This window comes from Pseudomonas sp. JR33AA, from assembly GCF_021378985.1.
In the GTDB taxonomy this organism is placed as follows: domain Bacteria; phylum Pseudomonadota; class Gammaproteobacteria; order Pseudomonadales; family Pseudomonadaceae; genus Aquipseudomonas; species Aquipseudomonas alloputida.
Genome location: NZ_JAJSAW010000030.1, coordinates 1 through 17,274 on the forward strand (window position 1 = coordinate 1; position 17,274 = coordinate 17,274).

The 17,274-nt window shown below is 62.1% G+C and carries 19 protein-coding genes; 12 read left to right on the forward strand and 7 right to left on the reverse strand.

What is annotated here, in order from left to right; translation table 11 throughout:
• Positions 1 to 197 precede the first annotated feature (197 nt).
• Together rhtA and LVS58_RS24575 are read left to right on the forward strand one after the other, a co-directional pair.
• The gene (rhtA, locus tag LVS58_RS24570) at positions 198 to 1,085 is read left to right on the forward strand and encodes a threonine/homoserine exporter RhtA (protein ID WP_233693188.1); all 888 of its coding nucleotides are present in this window, start codon (positions 198 to 200) and stop codon (positions 1,083 to 1,085) included.
• Between the two features lie 191 nt (positions 1,086 to 1,276).
• The gene (locus tag LVS58_RS24575; protein ID WP_108191639.1) at positions 1,277 to 1,558 is read left to right on the forward strand and encodes a hypothetical protein; all 282 of its coding nucleotides are present in this window, start codon (positions 1,277 to 1,279) and stop codon (positions 1,556 to 1,558) included.
• A gap of 38 nt (positions 1,559 to 1,596) precedes the next feature.
• Here LVS58_RS24575 and LVS58_RS24580 read toward each other — a convergent pair whose 3' ends face one another.
• Positions 1,597 to 3,405 carry an aminopeptidase P family protein gene (locus tag LVS58_RS24580; RefSeq protein ID WP_233693189.1) on the reverse strand — a complete coding sequence of 603 codons (1,809 nt, stop codon included), beginning with the start codon at positions 3,403 to 3,405 and terminating at the stop codon, positions 1,597 to 1,599.
• A gap of 225 nt (positions 3,406 to 3,630) precedes the next feature.
• On the opposite strand from LVS58_RS24580, the gene LVS58_RS24585 reads away from it, so the two are divergent.
• Together LVS58_RS24585 and LVS58_RS24590 are read left to right on the forward strand one after the other, a co-directional pair.
• A complete protein-coding gene (locus LVS58_RS24585) occupies positions 3,631 to 4,743 on the forward strand; it encodes a DUF3182 family protein (RefSeq protein WP_233693190.1) in 1,113 nt (370 codons plus the stop codon).
• Positions 4,727 to 5,497 (forward strand): alpha/beta hydrolase family protein, encoded by a 771-nt coding sequence (locus LVS58_RS24590; protein ID WP_233693191.1) that lies wholly within the window; start codon positions 4,727 to 4,729, stop codon positions 5,495 to 5,497. The genes LVS58_RS24585 and LVS58_RS24590 overlap by 17 nt, the downstream gene beginning before the upstream one ends.
• A gap of 83 nt (positions 5,498 to 5,580) precedes the next feature.
• On the opposite strand, the gene LVS58_RS24595 is transcribed toward LVS58_RS24590, so the two are convergent.
• Complete coding sequence (locus LVS58_RS24595) at positions 5,581 to 6,573, reverse strand: GlxA family transcriptional regulator (protein ID WP_233693192.1); 993 nt, start codon at positions 6,571 to 6,573, stop codon at positions 5,581 to 5,583.
• Positions 6,574 to 6,655: 82 nt separating this feature from the next.
• Here LVS58_RS24595 and LVS58_RS24600 point away from each other — a divergent pair, with 82 nt between their 5' ends.
• The gene (locus tag LVS58_RS24600; RefSeq protein WP_233693193.1) at positions 6,656 to 7,204 is read left to right on the forward strand and encodes a cysteine hydrolase family protein; all 549 of its coding nucleotides are present in this window, start codon (positions 6,656 to 6,658) and stop codon (positions 7,202 to 7,204) included.
• Between the two features lie 48 nt (positions 7,205 to 7,252).
• Here LVS58_RS24600 and LVS58_RS24605 read toward each other — a convergent pair whose 3' ends face one another.
• Complete coding sequence (locus tag LVS58_RS24605) at positions 7,253 to 7,816, reverse strand: helix-turn-helix domain-containing protein (protein ID WP_233693194.1); 564 nt, start codon at positions 7,814 to 7,816, stop codon at positions 7,253 to 7,255.
• Positions 7,817 to 7,900: 84 nt separating this feature from the next.
• On the opposite strand from LVS58_RS24605, the gene LVS58_RS24610 reads away from it, so the two are divergent.
• The 7 genes from LVS58_RS24610 (at position 7,901) to LVS58_RS24640 (ending at position 15,059) form a co-directional block, all read left to right on the forward strand.
• Positions 7,901 to 8,851 carry a DMT family transporter gene (locus LVS58_RS24610; RefSeq protein WP_233693195.1) on the forward strand — a complete coding sequence of 317 codons (951 nt, stop codon included), beginning with the start codon at positions 7,901 to 7,903 and terminating at the stop codon, positions 8,849 to 8,851.
• Between the two features lie 150 nt (positions 8,852 to 9,001).
• Entirely contained in the window at positions 9,002 to 11,917 is a 2,916-nt protein-coding gene (locus LVS58_RS24615) for a monovalent cation/H+ antiporter subunit A (RefSeq protein WP_233693196.1), read from the forward strand.
• A complete protein-coding gene (locus LVS58_RS24620) occupies positions 11,917 to 12,261 on the forward strand; it encodes a Na+/H+ antiporter subunit C (protein WP_003250128.1) in 345 nt (114 codons plus the stop codon). Before LVS58_RS24615 ends, LVS58_RS24620 begins: the two co-directional genes overlap by 1 nt.
• Complete coding sequence (locus LVS58_RS24625; RefSeq protein WP_233693197.1) at positions 12,258 to 13,937, forward strand: monovalent cation/H+ antiporter subunit D; 1,680 nt, start codon at positions 12,258 to 12,260, stop codon at positions 13,935 to 13,937. The genes LVS58_RS24620 and LVS58_RS24625 overlap by 4 nt, the downstream gene beginning before the upstream one ends.
• Positions 13,934 to 14,422: a Na+/H+ antiporter subunit E gene (locus tag LVS58_RS24630; protein ID WP_233693198.1), complete on the forward strand. Its 489-nt coding sequence runs from the start codon at positions 13,934 to 13,936 to the stop codon at positions 14,420 to 14,422. Before LVS58_RS24625 ends, LVS58_RS24630 begins: the two co-directional genes overlap by 4 nt.
• Entirely contained in the window at positions 14,419 to 14,697 is a 279-nt protein-coding gene (locus LVS58_RS24635) for a K+/H+ antiporter subunit F (protein WP_003250109.1), read from the forward strand. The genes LVS58_RS24630 and LVS58_RS24635 overlap by 4 nt, the downstream gene beginning before the upstream one ends.
• The gene (locus tag LVS58_RS24640; protein ID WP_179052753.1) at positions 14,694 to 15,059 is read left to right on the forward strand and encodes a Na+/H+ antiporter subunit G; all 366 of its coding nucleotides are present in this window, start codon (positions 14,694 to 14,696) and stop codon (positions 15,057 to 15,059) included. The genes LVS58_RS24635 and LVS58_RS24640 overlap by 4 nt, the downstream gene beginning before the upstream one ends.
• 12 nt (positions 15,060 to 15,071) lie before the next feature.
• On the opposite strand, the gene LVS58_RS24645 is transcribed toward LVS58_RS24640, so the two are convergent.
• From LVS58_RS24645 to LVS58_RS24660, 4 genes are all read right to left on the reverse strand, one after another.
• Complete coding sequence (locus tag LVS58_RS24645; protein WP_233693199.1) at positions 15,072 to 15,284, reverse strand: hypothetical protein; 213 nt, start codon at positions 15,282 to 15,284, stop codon at positions 15,072 to 15,074.
• A complete protein-coding gene (locus LVS58_RS24650) occupies positions 15,281 to 15,751 on the reverse strand; it encodes a hypothetical protein (RefSeq protein WP_003250101.1) in 471 nt (156 codons plus the stop codon). The genes LVS58_RS24645 and LVS58_RS24650 overlap by 4 nt, the downstream gene beginning before the upstream one ends.
• 346 nt (positions 15,752 to 16,097) lie before the next feature.
• The gene (locus tag LVS58_RS24655) at positions 16,098 to 16,292 is read right to left on the reverse strand and encodes a hypothetical protein (protein ID WP_012271507.1); all 195 of its coding nucleotides are present in this window, start codon (positions 16,290 to 16,292) and stop codon (positions 16,098 to 16,100) included.
• Positions 16,293 to 16,470: 178 nt separating this feature from the next.
• Positions 16,471 to 16,875 (reverse strand): TraR/DksA family transcriptional regulator, encoded by a 405-nt coding sequence (locus LVS58_RS24660; protein ID WP_003250099.1) that lies wholly within the window; start codon positions 16,873 to 16,875, stop codon positions 16,471 to 16,473.
• Between the last annotated feature and the right edge of the window lie 399 nt (positions 16,876 to 17,274).

Consider the following 17,274-nt stretch of genomic DNA (forward strand, 5'->3'; position numbering starts at 1 on the left):
ACTCAACACAGTGGCTAGCTTTTCTTCGCTACCGCGTTGGAGTGGTGCGCATTATAGAGAGGCCCTCGCGAACGTCAACCTTTAATTTCAATGATCTGAAATATTTCTGGCAAAGCCGCTTGAGGGCTACCACCTCCCCCACCAATTGCGCACTATATTGCTCACCACCTCCCCCGTCCAAGGATTGCCGCACTTAAATGAACACCCAGCCCCGCAGCCTGGCCGCCACCCTCTTCCCGATCGGCCTGCTGCTTATCGCCATGGCCTCGATCCAATCCGGCGCCTCTCTGGCCAAAAGCATGTTCCCGATCGTTGGCGCACAAGGTACCACCACCTTGCGCCTGATCTTCGCCAGCATCATCATGCTGCTAATACTGCGCCCGTGGCGGGTGCGCATGACCGCCAACACGTTGCGCAACGTGGTGATCTACGGCATGGCACTGGGCGGCATGAACTTCCTCTTCTATATGGCCCTTCAAACGGTACCAATCGGTATCGCCGTGGCCCTGGAATTCACCGGCCCGCTGGCCGTGGCGATCTTCTCCTCGCGCCGACCGATCGATTTCCTGTGGATTGCCCTGGCCATCGCTGGGCTGCTGCTGTTGTTGCCGGCAGGTCAAAGCGGCCAGGCACTCGACCCACTGGGCGCCGCCTATGCGCTGGGGGCGGGTGTATGCTGGGCGCTGTACATTCTGTTCGGGCAACGTGCAGGGGCCGAGCACGGCATCCAGAGCGCGGCTCTGGGGGTAGTAGTGGCGGCCCTGTTCGTTGCCCCCATCGGTATCGCCCATGCCGGTAGCGCTCTGCTCACACCTGCCGTGATCCCCATGGCGTTGGCCGTCGCAATACTCTCCACCGCCCTGCCATACAGCCTGGAAATGGTTGCCCTCACGCGGATCCCGGCACGCACGTTCGGCACTCTGATGAGCATCGAACCGGCATTTGGCGCATTGTCCGGCCTGCTGTTCCTCGGCGAGGTACTAACGCTTACCCAATGGCTGGCGATTCTGGCAATCATTACCGCCTCGGTCGGCACCACCCTATCCATGCGCAAGGCGCCCAGCCCGGCGATCGCGGCAGATTGATATGAGAAATATTTTCATTTGAGACGGGATTAGTGATTGTAGCAGCCCGCCTCGCTGATTAAGCTGTCATAGAATCATCATCTTTACGCTATCTACTGGGCCGAACACGGAAGCCGGGGAAGGTTCAGGAAGAGCCGAAGCTACAACGACAGGGTCGTGACAACTGATTTGCCCTGCATTTAAGGACAGGAATGAAACGAATTTTTCTCATCCTGGCCATCTTGGCTATTGCTGGATGTGCCGCCACAGCCAAGACCGAGGTCAAAAGGGGCAAGAAGGGCCTGCATATCAATTGCTCCGGCCTTTCTTCCTCGTGGGACAATTGCTACAGCAAGGCCGCAAGCTCCTGCAGCACGCGCGGCTACCGGGTTGTTGCGCGCTCGGGCGATAGCGATGAAGAAGCCGGTGACTACTTGTTCGGCATAAATCCGGCGGGCTACACCAGCCGTAGCATGATCGTCATCTGTAAATAGAGAAAGGGCAGCTCGCAAACTGCCCTTTTTCATCTGCGTTACAGCGGTGCGGTACGCACCTCCAACCAGGCTAGCGCGTCCCCTTGGAGCAAGGGCGCCAGGCGCTCACGTACGCGAGCGTGATAGCTGTTCAGCCACTCCACCTCTTCCTTGCTTAGCAACTCGGGCAACAGACAGCGGGTGTCGATAGGGCACAGCGTCAAGGTCTCGAATTGCAGGAAGTCACCAAAGGCACTCTTCCCCGCCTCGCGGTTGACCACCAGGTTCTCGATCCGAACGCCCCACTGCCCCGGGCGGTACGTACCCGGCTCGATCGAGCTGATCATGCCCGCTTGCATCGCCGTCTGCGGTGCAGGTGCCGCCTGATAGGCGATCACTTGAGGCCCCTCGTGCACGTTCATGAAGTAGCCCACCCCATGGCCGGTACCATGGCCATAGTCGACCTGGTCAGCCCAGATCGGCGCCCGGGCAATGGCGTCGAGCAACGGCGACAGTACCCCTCGCGGGAACGTGGCACGCGACAGGGCAATCATGCCCTTGAGGACACGGGTGCAGTCCTGCTTCTGTGCCTGGCTGGGTTTACCGACCGGCACCATGCGGGTGATGTCGGTAGTGCCGCCCAGGTATTGACCGCCCGAGTCGATCAGCAGCAAGCCATCACCCTCGATGACCGCATGCGACTGTTCGGTGGCGCGGTAGTGGGGCATCGCGCCATTGCCATTGAAGGCAGCAATGGTAGAAAAGCTCAGCGACACGAAATTCGGGCGTCGAGCACGCGCGGCACTCAATTGCTCGTCAACCGTCAGCTCCGTAATGACCTCCCGGCCAAGGTTCGCCTCGAACCAGGCGAAAAACTCGCACAAGGCTGCGCCGTCCTGCTCCATGACCTGGCGAATATGCACCAGATCGTCGCCCCCCTTGCAGGACTTGCTCAGCGTGGTGGGGTTGAGCCCCTCGACAAGCACCACCTCTGCCGCCAGGTTGTCCAGCAGGCCGCAGGTGACCCGGGCCGGGTCCACCAGCAGCCGCGCCCCAGCAGGAACGGTGCCTAGCGCCTTGCCTGCTTCGCTGTAGTCGCGCACCTCAATGCCGTCGACCTCCAGCACATGACGCAGGTGCGCGTCCACCTTGTCCTGGCCCACGAACAGGATGGCCTGCTGCTGATTGATCAGGGCAAAGGCCAGGAACACCGGATTGTAGGAGACATCGCTGCCGCGCAGGTTGAACAGCCAGGCAATGTCATCCAGGGTAGCGATGAAGTGCCAGTCGGCCCCCTTGGCCTGGATGTCCTGGCGCAATTGCGCGAGCTTTTCCGCCCGGCTCACCGTGGCGTGCGGCGGCAGGTGCTGGTACACCGGGTTGCCTGGCAGCGCCGGGCGCCCGTCCCAGACCTGCCCCAGCAGGTCCATGTCAGTCACCAGCTGCGCTCCACGTGCCTTCAGCCGCTCGGCCAGCTGGCGCGCCGAAGCCAGGGCCATGACCGCACCATCCACTGCCACGCGACCGTTGGGCTCGACGTTTTCGCCCAGCCATTCCAACGCCCCGGGTTTGCCCGGCAACAGTTTCATCAGTTCGATGCCGCTGCCTTCCAGCTCATGAGCTGCCTGCTCCCAGTAGCGGCTATCGACCCACAGCCCGGCAAACCCGGGGGTGACCACCAGCGTACCGACCGAGCCATGGAACCCCGAAAGCCACCGGCGTCCCTGCCAGTAACCGGGCAAGTATTCGGAAAGATGGGGGTCGGCCGAGGGTACCAGCAAGGCATCGATGCCCCCTGCCGCCATGGCTTGGCGCACGTGCACCAGTCGCTGCGGCACGCTTTGCTCAAGGGTGGTGTGGACGTTCATGCGCTCTCCTGCGACTTGATGACGGTTGATCCAATAGGCCGATAATGGAACAGCCACCAGGGCGCTGCAATCGCGACGACCAAGATACGGCATGCATTGCCCACCACGCCCTGTGCCAATAGGACACTTCCTACAACAGGACCAGGACCACCGATCAAGTTCCCCTGAACTTCCCCAAGACACCGGCTTCACACACAGTACACTCACTGCACACAGGCAAATGACATGCCCAGTGTCATCGAACCGAAAGCCGGCGTGGTGTTGCTTGACACCCGCGACGACACACCCGAACACGAGCACAGCGTTCATCTAAAGCTTGTCGAAGGCCTGGCTCGTCTGCTGGGCTGCCCACCTATACAGCCCACGCAGCAGCCAGACGCCACCGATGGCTACTATTATCTGCCAACCGAGACCCTGATCGACCCCAGACGATATGCCGCCATGGGTATTTGCAGCGAACAGGACCTGTTTGGCGGCATGGTGCCGTACCCCTATATGGCGACCAAGGCGATCTCTCACCCGTTACCCGCCGGGGCCAGCTTCCCGCCGGGCTGGACCGACGACTTTGCCCGACAGGCCAGCGATGCCCTGCTGCGCGGCTACACCGTGTTCAGCAAAGTCGACGCTCGCACTGCTGCACATTTGCTGCTGCTCGACGGCCCGCTGAGGGTCAAACCGGTGCTGGCTTGCGCAGGACGTGGGCAACAGGTCATCACCACTGCAGACGCCCTGGAGTCCCTGCTGGCCGGTATGGATGACGCAACGTTGGCGCGGTGGGGACTGGTGCTCGAAGAAGACCTGAGCGAGGTGCAAACCTTCAGCGTCGGCCAGGTGCGCGTCGCAGGCTTGACTTGCAGCTACCACGGCACCCAGCAACTGACACGTGACCATCAAGGTACCGAGGTCTACGGCGGTTCTGACCTGGTGGTGGTACGTGGCGACTATCAAGCGTTGCTACAGCTCCCACTGGAAGACCACCTGCGCCTTGCCATCAACCAAGCCATGGTTTACGAACAAGCCGCCGAGCAGCACTTCCCGGGCTTTGTCGCCTCACGTCGCAACTACGACATCGCCCGCGGCATCAGTCCTTCGGGCCACCTGTGCAGCGGGGTGCTCGAACAATCCTGGCGCCTGGGTGGTGCCAGCAGTGCCGAACTGTTGGCCCTGCAGGCGTTTGCCGACGACCCCGCATTGCAACGGGTGCGTGCCTCCACTCACGAAGTATTCGGCAACCCCGAACTGCCCACTGACGCCACCCTCTTTTACCAAGGAAACGACAGTGAACTCGGACAACTCAGTAAATTTGCACGGATTCGCGAACATGGCCATTCAGAGTGAAACCGTTGAACTGCAGGTCGAGAATGACCGCATTGCCGGCACCTTGGTCAGCCCGGGCACCAAAATGCCGGGCATTCTCTTCGTACACGGCTGGGGCGGCAGCCAGCAACGTGACCTGGCCCGCGCCCGGCATATCACCGGACTGGGATGCGTGTGCATGACCTTCGACCTGCGCGGTCATGAAAAGACCGAAAGCCAGCGCCTCACGGTCACCCGTGAACAAAACCTGCAGGACTTGCTGGTGGCTTACGATCGACTGGTCAGCCACCCGGCTGTCGACAGCAGCGCCATCGCCGTTATCGGCAGCAGCTATGGCGGTTACCTGGCGACGCTGCTGACCCGCGAACGGCCGGTCAGGTGGCTGGCCTTGCGGGTACCTGCCATGTATTGGGATGACGAATGGGGCAGCCCGAAGCAAACCCTTGACCGTCAACGCCTGAATGCCTATCGCCTGCGCCTCCTGGGCCCGGCCGACAACCGCGCGCTGGCAGCGTGCGCCGAATTCGGCGGGGATGTGTTGCTGGTGGAGTCAGAGCAGGATGACTACGTGCCGCACAGTACATTGATGAGCTACCGCTCAGCGTTCGTCAACACCCACTCGCTCACCCATCGCATCGTCGACGGCGCCGACCACGCACTGTCCAGCGAAGAGAGCCAGAAAGCGTACAGCTCGATCCTGGCGGCATGGATCAGCGAAATGGTCATAGGTGCCCGCCTGGATCGCTATCCGCACTACGCACCTTGGTATGCCTGAGGACCGCCCATCTGGCAATGCATTACGCCATCGTCCCCGCGCACCAGGCTGCGCAGAACCGTAAAGCCAAGGTCAAGTGGTTTCTACAGACCCTGGCCGGATACCGCAAACCGCCGCCGATATTCACTCGGGGTAAGGCCGGTAACACGCTGGAACACCTTGCGAAACGCACCCGGATCCTGGTAACCGACACCCCACGCGATCTGTTCGATGTTGCGCCGGGTAAACTCCAGCAAACGGCACGCCCGCCCCACCCTCACCTGCTGGCAATACTCGGTCGGGCGCAGCCCGGTAGCTGCACGAAAGCGCCGCAAGAAAGTGCGCGCCTCCAGCCCCGCGCAAGCAGCCATCTTGGCAAGGTCAGCCTGCTGCCCGCCATTGCCCTGCAACCAGTGCTGCACCTTCAAAACGGCCTCGTCGCCGTGGTCCAGGCGCGGGTTGAACACAGCTCCGGGCAGCGGCGCCGCGACCGGATCAACGGCCAGATAGCGGGCGGTCTCCTGTGCCACCGTCGCCCCCGCAAAGCGCTCCAGCAGGCGCAAGCCGAGGGCCGTCCAGGCCATCAGCCCTGCCGAGGTCACGATGTCGCCGTCATCGAGCAACGGCTGCTGGGCCTCTACCCGCACCCTGGGGAAGCGCTGAGCAAGCGCATGCACATAATTCCAGTGCGTACAGGCCGGGCGCCCATCGAGCAAACCGCTGGCGGCAATGAAAAATACACCGATGCATACCGACGCCAGCACCGTACCACGCCCGTGCAGCAGGCAAAGTGGCGCGCGGTGACGTTCGAGCAACGCGGCTTGCGGAGCCGACTCCAGGCTTGGCGGAATGATCAAGGCGCGCAGGCCCTGCACGGTGACACCTGAGTTATCCGGCGCAGGCAACAACTGCCCCGTCTCATCTGCCTGCCAGCAACTGACGCGAATGTGCGGCAACTCGACGGCCCCCAGTTCGGCTGCAACCCGGTTGGCCACCAAGAACAGGTCGGCCAGGCCATGCACAGCGGCGCGCTGCACGCCGGGGTACAGCAGCAAGCCGATATCCAGGTTAGCGCCAGTGTCAGTTTTTGCCCGCATAGTGTCGTTCGCGCCAATCCTCAGGGGAGTGAACACAGCCTATAACTAACGTCTCTCGACGACTACTGCCACAGGAGGCAGCATGAGCAAGCAGGCGCTGATCATCATCGACATCCAGAACGACTACTTCCCGGGCGGCAAGTGGCCCCTCGATGGCGCCGACCAGGCGGCCGACAACGCCGCCCGTCTGCTGACAGCAGCACGCCAGCGCGGCGACCTGGTGGTGCATGTGCGGCATGAGTTCGACACTGCCGACGCACCATTCTTTGCTCCCGGCTCGCAGGGTGCGGCCATCCACGCCAAGGTCGAGCCATTGCCGGGTGAGCCGGTGGTGCTCAAGCACAAGGTAAACGCCTTCCTCGGTACCGATCTTGAGCACACGCTGGACCGGCATGGCGTCGAGGCGCTGACCATCGTCGGCAGCATGAGCCACATGTGCATTGACGCTGCCACCCGCGCTGCGGCCGATCTGGGCTATCAAGTGACCGTGGCGCACGATGCCTGCGCAACCCTGCCACTGGCGTTCGACGGCAAGCAGGTGCCGGCGGCGCATGTGCACGATTCGACGATGGCGGCGTTGGCGTTTGCCTATGCCAATGTGGTGAAGACCGACGAGCTGCTGAAAAACTGATCGGTTTGAGACCTTTGGGGCTGCACAGCAGTCCCAAAGCCCGCAGACTCAAATCGCCACATTGCGCACAAACCGAACAGCGGCCACGCCATCGTTACGGTAGGCATACCGGCAATTGCTGGGGAACACATGGAACTGCCCCACCTGCAAGCGATGCTCCACATCTTCGATAATCAGCGTCAGCTGCCCATCGACCACATAAATCTGCTCGCTCCAGCCTTCGGCATCGGCCTCACTGTAATAGCACTCCCCCGGCGCCAGGGTCCATTCCCAAAGCTCCACCTCGCGCCTTGCCGGGCTGGTACCCAGCAACACCGCTCGGCTCTGCGGGTGTTCGCCAGCCCAGGCCAGCTCTTCAATGCGCCCGGGGTCGCGCAGCTCCGGCGCCTGGATCAGGGTACTGAACGCCACCCCCAAGGCTTCGGCAATCAGGTCCAATGTCGTCAGGCTGACATTCTTCTCGCCCGCCTCGATCGCGACCAGCATGCGCCGGCTGACCCCTGAACGCTCGGCCAGCGCCGCCTGACTCAAGCCAGTGGCGTTGCGCAGGCTGCGCACATTGAGGCTGACATGTTGCAGCACCGATGCCCGGTGCGAAGAATCCTTGTGCACTATATTGCTCACTGATCAAGATTGCGCAGTATACTGCCCACTTTTGCGGCGATTGTGCGCCGCCCTTTCCGAGTGTGCAAGACCATGAACCAGCCCAGCAGCAAGCCTACCCCTGCCGTCACCTTCCGCCTGAGCAAGGCCGAAATGGTGCTGGTATTCATCACCATGCTGTGGGGCGGCACATTCCTGTTGGTGCATAACGTGATGACCGTCAGCGGCCCGATGTTCTTCGTCGGCCTGCGCTTTGCGGCAGCCGCGCTGTTCGTTGGTGTGGTCTCGGCGCGAGCGCTGCCCGGCCTGACCTTCACCGAACTGAAGGCCGGCATGCTGATCGGTGTGTCGATCATGCTCGGCTATGGCCTGCAGACCATGGGCCTGCAAACCATCAGCAGCAGCCAGTCAGCGTTCATCACTGCGCTGTACGTCCCATTCGTGCCGCTGCTGCAGTGGCTGGTGCTGGGGCGGCGGCCTGGCTTGATGCCCAGCCTGGGTATCTGCCTGGCATTCATCGGCCTGATGCTGCTGGCCGGGCCGGAAGGCGGCAGCCTGCATTTCAGCGAGGGCGAACTGGTCACCCTGATCAGCGCCGTGGCCATCGCCGGTGAAATCATTCTGATCAGCCGCTACGCCGGCCAGGTCGATGTGCGCCGGGTAACTGTGGTGCAACTTGCGACCGCATCGCTGCTGGCGTTTCTCATGATCGTGCCGACCCAGGAGCGCATCCCCGACTTTTCCTGGCTGTTGCTGGCCAGCGCAGTGGGCCTGGGCGCAATGAGTGCGGTGATCCAAGTGGCGATGAACTGGGCGCAGAAGTCGGTCTCGCCTACCCGCGCCACACTCATCTATGCCGGTGAACCGGTGTGGGCCGGCATCGTCGGGCGCCTGGCTGGCGAGCGCCTGCCGGGCGTGGCGCTGCTCGGCGGCCTGCTGATCGTGGTCGCCGTGGTGGTCAGTGAACTCAGGGTGCGGCGCCCTCGCGAAACCGTCGAAACACGCGATGTGCAGAACCCAGGCGAACGCCAGGCGGGGCTGTAAAACGGTCAACAGCGGCTATTCTTTGTAAAAAACTGTTATAAAAAAAACGCTTGTCACAGCCTGTTTGTAGGATTCTGCGACAGCTTGCGTGTTGGTGATAAACACCTCGGCACGTATGATTCTTTGCAAACTTCTCCAGAATAGGCCGCTATGTCCTTGATAGTGCTATTGCTTCTGCCGTTCGTGGGCAGTTGCCTGGCAGCTGTGCTGCCACACAACGCACGAAACGCCGAGTCCGTTCTTGCCGGGCTCGTAGCCCTGGTCGGCACCGTCCAGGTAGCACTTCTGTACCCTCAGATTGCCCATGGCGGCGTCATTCGCGAAGAGTTCCTGTGGCTACCCAGCCTGGGGCTGAACCTGGTGTTGCGCATGGACGGCTTTGCCTGGCTGTTCTCGTTGCTGGTACTGGGCATTGGCACGCTGGTATCGCTGTATGCCCGCTACTACATGTCACCGCAAGACCCGGTACCCCGCTTCTTCGCGTTCTTCCTGGCCTTCATGGGCGCCATGCTGGGCCTGGTCATCTCCGGCAACCTGATCCAACTGGTGTTCTTCTGGGAACTGACCAGCCTGTTCTCCTTCCTGCTGATCGGCTACTGGCACCACCGCGCCGACGCGCGTCGCGGCGCCTACATGGCGCTGATGGTAACCGGTGCAGGCGGCTTGTGCCTGCTGGTAGGGGCCCTGCTGCTCGGCCATGTGGTCGGCAGCTATGACCTGGACAAGGTCCTGGCTGCCGGCCACATCATCCGCCAGCATGCGCTTTACCCAGTGCTGCTGCCCCTGATACTTATCGGTGCCCTGACCAAGAGCGCACAGTTCCCCTTCCAGTTCTGGCTGCCCCACGCCATGGCAGCGCCCACACCGGTGTCGGCCTATCTGCACTCGGCCACCATGGTCAAGGCCGGGGTGTTCCTGCTAGCACGCCTGTGGCCGGTACTTTCCGGTAGCGAGGAGTGGTTCTGGATCGTCGGCGGTGCCGGCGCCCTCACCCTGCTGCTCGGCGCGTTCGCCGCCATGTTCCAAAATGACCTCAAGGGCCTGCTGGCCTATTCGACCATCAGCCACCTGGGTCTGATTACCCTGCTGCTGGGCCTTAACAGCCCGCTGGCTGCCGTCGCCGCGGTATTCCACATTCTCAACCACGCCACCTTCAAGGCCTCGCTGTTCATGGCCGCCGGCATCATCGACCACGAGAGCGGTACCCGTGACATTCGCCGCCTCAGCGGCCTGATCCGCCTGGTGCCCTACACCGCGACCCTGGCGATGGTCGCCAGCGCCTCGATGGCCGGCGTGCCGCTGATGAACGGCTTCCTGTCGAAGGAAATGTTCTTTGCCGAAACGGTATTCATCAGTTCCACCGCCTGGGTCGAGGCCACGCTGCCGGTGATCGCCACCTTGGCCGGCACCTTCAGCGTGGCGTATGCCCTGCGCTTTACCGTCGATGTATTCTTCGGGCCGACTGCCCAGGACCTGCCCCATACCCCGCACGAGCCGCCACGCTGGATGCGTGCTCCTGTGGAGCTGCTGGTGCTCACCTGCCTGGTAGTGGGCATTTTCCCAGCCCAGTCGGTCGGCCCCCTGTTGGCCGCTGCGGCCCTGCCGGTGGTTGGCGGTACCCTGCCGGAATACAGCCTGGCCATCTGGCATGGCTGGAACGCACCGATGATCATGAGCCTGGTAGCCATGAGCGGCGGCATCCTCCTGTACCTGCTGCTGCGCAAGCAACTGCGCCTGGGCCGCTTCCCCTACCCGCCCGTGATCGAGCGCTTCAATGGCAAGCGACTGTTCGAGCACGGCCAGGTTCACCTGATGCTGCTGGCGCGTCGCATCGAACGCCTGTTCACCACCCGACGACTGCAGTCGCAGCTGTTCATGCTGGTACTCGCCGCGTTCCTCGCGGGCCTCACGCCGATGCTCCATAGCGGCCTGAGCTGGGGTGATCGCCCGAAGATTCCGGGTTCGGGTGTGTTCGTCGCCCTGTGGCTGATCGCCATTGCCTGCGCCATCGGCGCCGCCTACCAGGCCAAGTACCACCGCCTGGCGGCACTGATCATGGTCAGCGTCTGCGGCCTGATGACCTGCATCACCTTCGTCTGGTTCTCTGCGCCCGACCTGGCACTGACCCAGTTGGTGGTGGAAGTGGTAACCACTGTGCTGATCCTGCTCGGCCTGCGCTGGCTGCCACGGCGTATCGAAGGCGTGTCGCCGCTGCCTGGAAGCCTGGAGCGCGCGCGCATGCGCCGCCTGCGCGACTTGCTGCTGGCCGTGTTGGTGGGTGGCGGCATGGCCGTGCTTTCGTACGCCATGCTGACCCGACCGACGCCCAACGACATTTCCTCGTTCTATTTGAGCCGTGCATTGCCTCAGGGCGGCGGCACCAATGTGGTCAATGTCATGCTGGTCGACTTCCGCGGCTTCGATACCCTCGGTGAAATCACCGTATTGGTGGCTGTGGCACTGACCGTGTTCGCCCTGCTACGGCGCTTCCGTCCTCCGAAAGAGAGCATGCAGCTGCCGGCGCAACAACGCCAGTTGGCGCCGGACGTCGTCACCGACTTGATCAACCCGCGGCATGCCACCGATACCGCGTTGGGCTTCATGATGGTGCCAGCAGCGCTGGTGCGCCTGCTGCTGCCGATCGCCTTGCTGGTGTCAATGTACCTGTTCATGCGCGGGCACAACCAGCCCGGTGGCGGGTTTGTCGCTGGCCTGGTCATGTCGGTGGCGTTCATTCTCCAGTACATGGTGGCCGGCACCCAGTGGGTCGAGGCGCAGATGAGCCTGCGGCCGCTGCGCTGGATGGGTACCGGGCTGCTGTGCGCGACCCTGACCGGGGTCGGCGCCATGCTGCTGGGTTACCCGTTCCTCACCACCCATACCGCCCACTTGCACCTGCCGTTGCTGGGTGATGTGCACGTGGCCAGCGCGCTGTTCTTCGATATCGGCGTATACACCGTCGTGGTCGGCTCGACCCTGCTGATCCTCACGGCCCTGGCGCACCAGTCGGTGCGCGCCTACCGCCCGGGCAACCCGGCAAAAAACAGCCAAGCAGGAGCCGCCTGATGGAAGAAGTGATTGCAGTCGCCATCGGCGTACTGGCTGCCTCCGGAGTGTGGCTAATCCTGCGCCCGCGTACCTACCAGGTGATCATGGGCCTGTGCCTGCTTTCTTACGGGGTCAACCTGTTCATCTTCAGCATGGGCAGCCTGTTCATCGGCAAGGAGCCCATCATCAAGGATGGCGTGACCCAGGACCTGTTGCATTACACCGACCCGCTGCCACAGGCGCTGGTACTCACCGCCATCGTCATCAGTTTCGCCATGACCGCGCTGTTCCTGGTAGTGCTGCTGGCCTCGCGAGGGCTGACCGGTACCGACCACGTGGATGGCCGGGAGCGCGACGAATGAGTGCTATCAATCAACTGATTGTCGCCCCCATCCTGCTGCCGCTGATTACGGCGGCGATAATGTTGCTGCTGGGTGAAAAGCACAGGCACATCAAGGCCAGGCTGAACCTGCTATCTACCTTATCTGGCCTGGTAATCGCGGTCTGTCTGCTACTGTGGGTGCGCACCCAGGGCCAGGCAGCGTCAATCGGCGTGTACCTGCCGGGCAACTGGCCGGCGCCCTTCGGCATCGTGCTGGTGGTGGACCACCTGTCCGCGCTCTTGCTAAGCCTGACCGGGGTCATCGGTTTCAGCGCGCTGCTATTTGCCCGTGCCCGCTGGGACGGTGCAGGGGCCAGCTTCCATGCGCTGTTTCAGATCCAGCTGATGGGGCTGTACGGCGCCTTCCTCACCGCCGACCTGTTCAACCTTTTCGTCTTCTTCGAAGTGCTGCTGGCCGCCTCCTACGGCCTGCTGCTGCATGGTTCGGGGCGTGCGCGGGTGCGCGCCGGCCTGCACTACATCGCTATCAACCTGTTTGCCTCGTCGCTGTTCCTGATCGGCGCGGCGATGCTGTATGGCGTGACCGGCACCCTGAACATGGCGGACCTGGCGCTGAAAATTCCACTGGTACCGGAGGCCGACCGTGGCCTGCTGCATGCCGGCGCGGCAATCCTGGCCATGGCCTTCCTGGTCAAGGCCGGTATCTGGCCGCTGAACTTCTGGCTGGTGCCCGCTTACGCGTCAGCCAGCGCGCCGGTGGCTGCACTGTTTGCCATCATGACCAAAGTCGGCCTGTATGCCGTGTTGCGCCTGTGGACGCTGCTGTTCTCCGGGCAGGCCGGGGCCTCGGCGCATTTCGGCGGCGAATGGCTGGTTTACGGTGGCCTGGTTACCCTGGCGGTGGCAGCGGTATCAATCCTGGCGGCACAGCGCCTGGAGCGTATGGCGGCACTCAGTATCCTGGTCTCGGCCGGCACGCTGCTGGGTGCGGTAGGTTTTGCCCAGGCGGCTCTGACCGGCGCGGCGCTGTTCTATCTGGTCAACTCGACCCTTGCGTTGTGCGCACTGTTCCTGCTCGCCGAACTGGTCGAACGCTCGCGCTCGGCCAATGAAGCGCCGCTGGACGAAGAAGAAGACGCCATGCCGCCGCCGCTGGAATCGCTGCACCCGCCCAAGGGCATCAACCTCGACGATGAACAGCAGGTGGTAATCGGCCAGATCATCCCGTGGACCATGGCCTTCCTCGGCCTCAGCTTCATCGCCTGCGCACTGCTGATCATCGGCATGCCGCCACTGTCGGGCTTTGTCGGCAAGCTCAACCTGATCAGCGCGCTGTTCAATCCACTGGGCCTGGGCGTGCCGGCCGAGCAGCCGCTGAGTGCCGCCGGCTGGGGCCTGGTGGCGTTGCTGATCCTGTCCGGCATGGCCTCGCTGATCGCCTTTGGCCGCGTCGGCATCCAGCGCTTCTGGAAGCCTGAAGAGCGCCCGTCACCGGTGCTGCGGCGCTATGAATGCCTGCCCATCGTCATCCTGCTCGGCCTGTGCCTCATCCTCAGCCTCAAGGCCGAGCCGTTGCTGCGCTATACCCAGGACACTGCCGCCAGCCTGCAGGCCCCCGATGCCTATATCGACGCCGTGATGGCCGCCCGGCCGATTCCTGGCCCCACCTCGCGCGACGTACAGGTGCAGCCATGAACCGACTGTTCCCCGCCCCACTGCTATCGGTCTCGCTGTTCGGCCTGTGGCTGCTGCTGAACCTCTCGGTCAGCCCTGGCAACCTGCTACTGGGCGCCGCACTTGGCATACTGGCGCCACTGTTGATGGCGCCCCTGCGCCCGCAGCATGCACACGTACGTCGCCCCCTGGTCATCGCCCGCCTGATCGGCCGGGTCGGCATCGATGTGATCATCTCCAACCTGCTGGTGGCCCGGGGTGTGCTGCGGGCCGGCAAGCAGCCGCCACGCTCTGCGTTCGTTCACATACCACTGGCATTGCGTGACCCCCACGGCCTGGCAGCGCTGTCGATGATCACCACGGTAGTACCTGGCACAGTCTGGTCCGAACTGGCACTGGACCGCAGTGTGCTGTTGCTGCACGTGTTTGAGCTGGACGATGAAGCGGCCTTCATACAGCACTTCAAAGACACTTACGAACGCCCGCTTATGGAGATTTTCCAATGACAGGCCTGCTCGCCAATGCCGTCCTCGCCAGCCTGTTCATCTTCGCCCTGGCCATGGGCCTTGCGCTGATACGGCTGTTCCGTGGCCCGTCCGCCCAAGACCGCGTACTGGCCCTCGATTACCTGTACATCCTGGCCATGCTCACCATGCTGGTGCTGGGAATCCGTTATGCCAGCGACACCTACTTCGAAGGTGCCCTGCTGATTGCACTGTTTGGTTTCGTCGGCTCGTTTGCCTTGGCCAAGTTTCTGCTGCGTGGTGAGGTGATCGAATGACTGAAGCCCTGGTACTACCGTTCTGGCTGGAGCTGGTCACCGCCGCGCTACTGCTCACCGGCAGCCTGTTCGCCTTGGTCGGTGCCATAGGCCTGGTACGTCTGAAAGACTACTTCCAGCGCATGCACCCGCCAGCGCTGGCCTCGACCATTGGAGCCTGGTGCGTTGCACTGGCCTCGATCATCTACTTTTCATGGCTCAAGGGCACCCCTGTACTACACGCGTGGCTGATTCCGATCCTGCTGTCGATCACCGTGCCGATAACCACGCTGTTGCTGGCGAGGGCAGCGCTGTTTCGCAAGCGCATGTCGAAAGAGCCGGTGCCTGAAGAAGTCAGCAGCGGCCGAGATCGTGGCAATTGAAGGTTTGCCGTGTCAACCTTGGCTGAGGCGCTGCAACTCGCGCCGGACCATGGCGGCATACGGCGGCGGGCTGAGGCGATAGAGCTCAGCCGCCACCCAGTTCAACCAGGCGCCTTGCAGCTTCTCACGCCCGGCCAGCAAGCGTTTTGCCTCAGCCACGGCATCGGCCTGGTGCTGCCGATGAAACTCGGCCCGCGAGGCTGGTGCGTCGTCACTGTCGGTCATTCACTGGCCTTGAAGGTGGTCAGTTCACCCTTGCGCCATTTGGCGACCTTGCCAGTCACTGCTTTAAGCAACTTGCCCAGGCCTTCCTGCACTTGCTGCTGCGCGGCGAATACCAGCATCACGCCATGGCCTTCACGAAACACGATGCCCTCGCCTTCCGGCACAGAAACGAAGGCGTAATCGCCCACGCCATACACGTTCAACTTGATTTCGCGAAAGCGCATTTCCAGCTTGCCACCTTCGCGGCTGGGCAATACGGCAGCACGAAAGTGGTCGCCGACTTTCAGTTCAAGACGCTGCTTGTCATCGACCACCAGTGCACTCTCGGTGTCGATTTCGGCCATGTACAGGCCTTCGGGACTCTGTTCGGTGACATAGATGAAGCGGCCCTGAAACAGTTGGGCCAATTTACCGCGCAAGTCGCCCAGGGCGAACAACGCATGCGTATCAAGTGTGCTGACTGCCAATGAAGTAATCCTCAACCGGTTACAACCCGCCCTCACCCAAGCTCGGAGAGGCACGGCCATTTCTTATCGATAGGCAAAAAGAGTAATAAAGCGATATGCGAAATGTCTGTGCTCGCTGACGATGTAGCGTGCAGGAATCTTTACTCTGGTTTGCCAGATTCGCCCTCAACCGAAGGCGTTTGGCTCATTCCCGGCTTGGGGAAGCGTGATGCCTGAAATCACTCGCCAGAAAACGCAACCAATGGCGTGAGCCTGCAAGAAGACAAGCCCTAGCATCCATGTGCGCATTACTGTAGGACAAATATGCCCGAAAACACCGAAACCCGTCGAGGGGCAATAAACATTTTCAGGCAGCCAGCCCTTTCTTCAGTTGCTGCTGCCAGGCAGCCTGGCACTCAAGCGCTTCTTCGCGCGTGGCGAAGGCGGTGCCGCGGCGCTCGCCATTGACCAGCACTACCCAGCAAATGCGCTTGCCCAGCGCCTGCAAGGTAGCCGGCACACCCGACCCTATCATAACAGCCACATCGACTCGGCTATTCATCATTCCCTCCGGAATTTAATTAGCACCCTAACGATAAAGCCATGATACGCCGGACAGTGACGTGGAAACAGCGCATCCCGGTACATCAGTGTTTCGTAAGGCGTAACAAAAACGGTATCGACGAAAAACGCAAAAAGCCCCAGGAATTGCTTCGAGGGGCTTGGCACCACGCGCGGGTTTATACCTGGCGCTGGTGGCGGTCGAGCTGCTCGTGGCGCTCCTGGGCTTCGATGCAGTACTTGGTGGTCGGGCTGATCAGCAAGCGCTTCAGGCCGATGGGCTCACCACTGTCATCGCACCAGCCGAAGCTTTCGTCGGCAATACGGTCCAGGGCCATTTCCAGCTGTGGCAGCAGGCGCTGGTCGCGGTCGATGGCATTTACCAGCCAGCTACGTTCTTCTTCGACCGAAGCCACGTCGGCGGGGTCTGACGGGGTGTCTAGGCCTTCGATGGTGGTGCGGCTGAGTTCGATGCGTTCATGGGTTTCGACTTTCATCGCCTGCAGCAGCTCAGTAAAGAAGGCAAGCTGGTCGGCGTTCATGTAGTCATCGGCCGACATGGCCAGCAACTGTTCCTTGGTCATCGATTTCTCTATGAAAAAATGTGCATTTGGGCGATTCATGTGCCGCCGATGCCTATGCATCGACAGCGGAATTCTTCAAGCGCCAACCGGCACTCTTTTACAGGGGGCGGCAGTCTAAGGTGCCACGCCGCGTGGAGCAACTGCAAATGGGTGCGAATTTGCTTCCACTGCTCACAATCCGCCGGTCGGCACCCCAGTTCAGCAGCAGGGCCAGTAGTAAACTATGATTCTGGCAGCGCCCATCCACCTGCTGTTGCCGTTGCTGTTGCTTTTGCTGTTGATCTTGATTTTGATCTTCGCGACTTCAGGAGGCCGAACGCAGGCCTTGCGGAGGCAGGTGACGGGCATGGATGCCCGTCAAGCGCTGAGGCCCCAGGATGGGGCCTTCGGCGCGGTCCT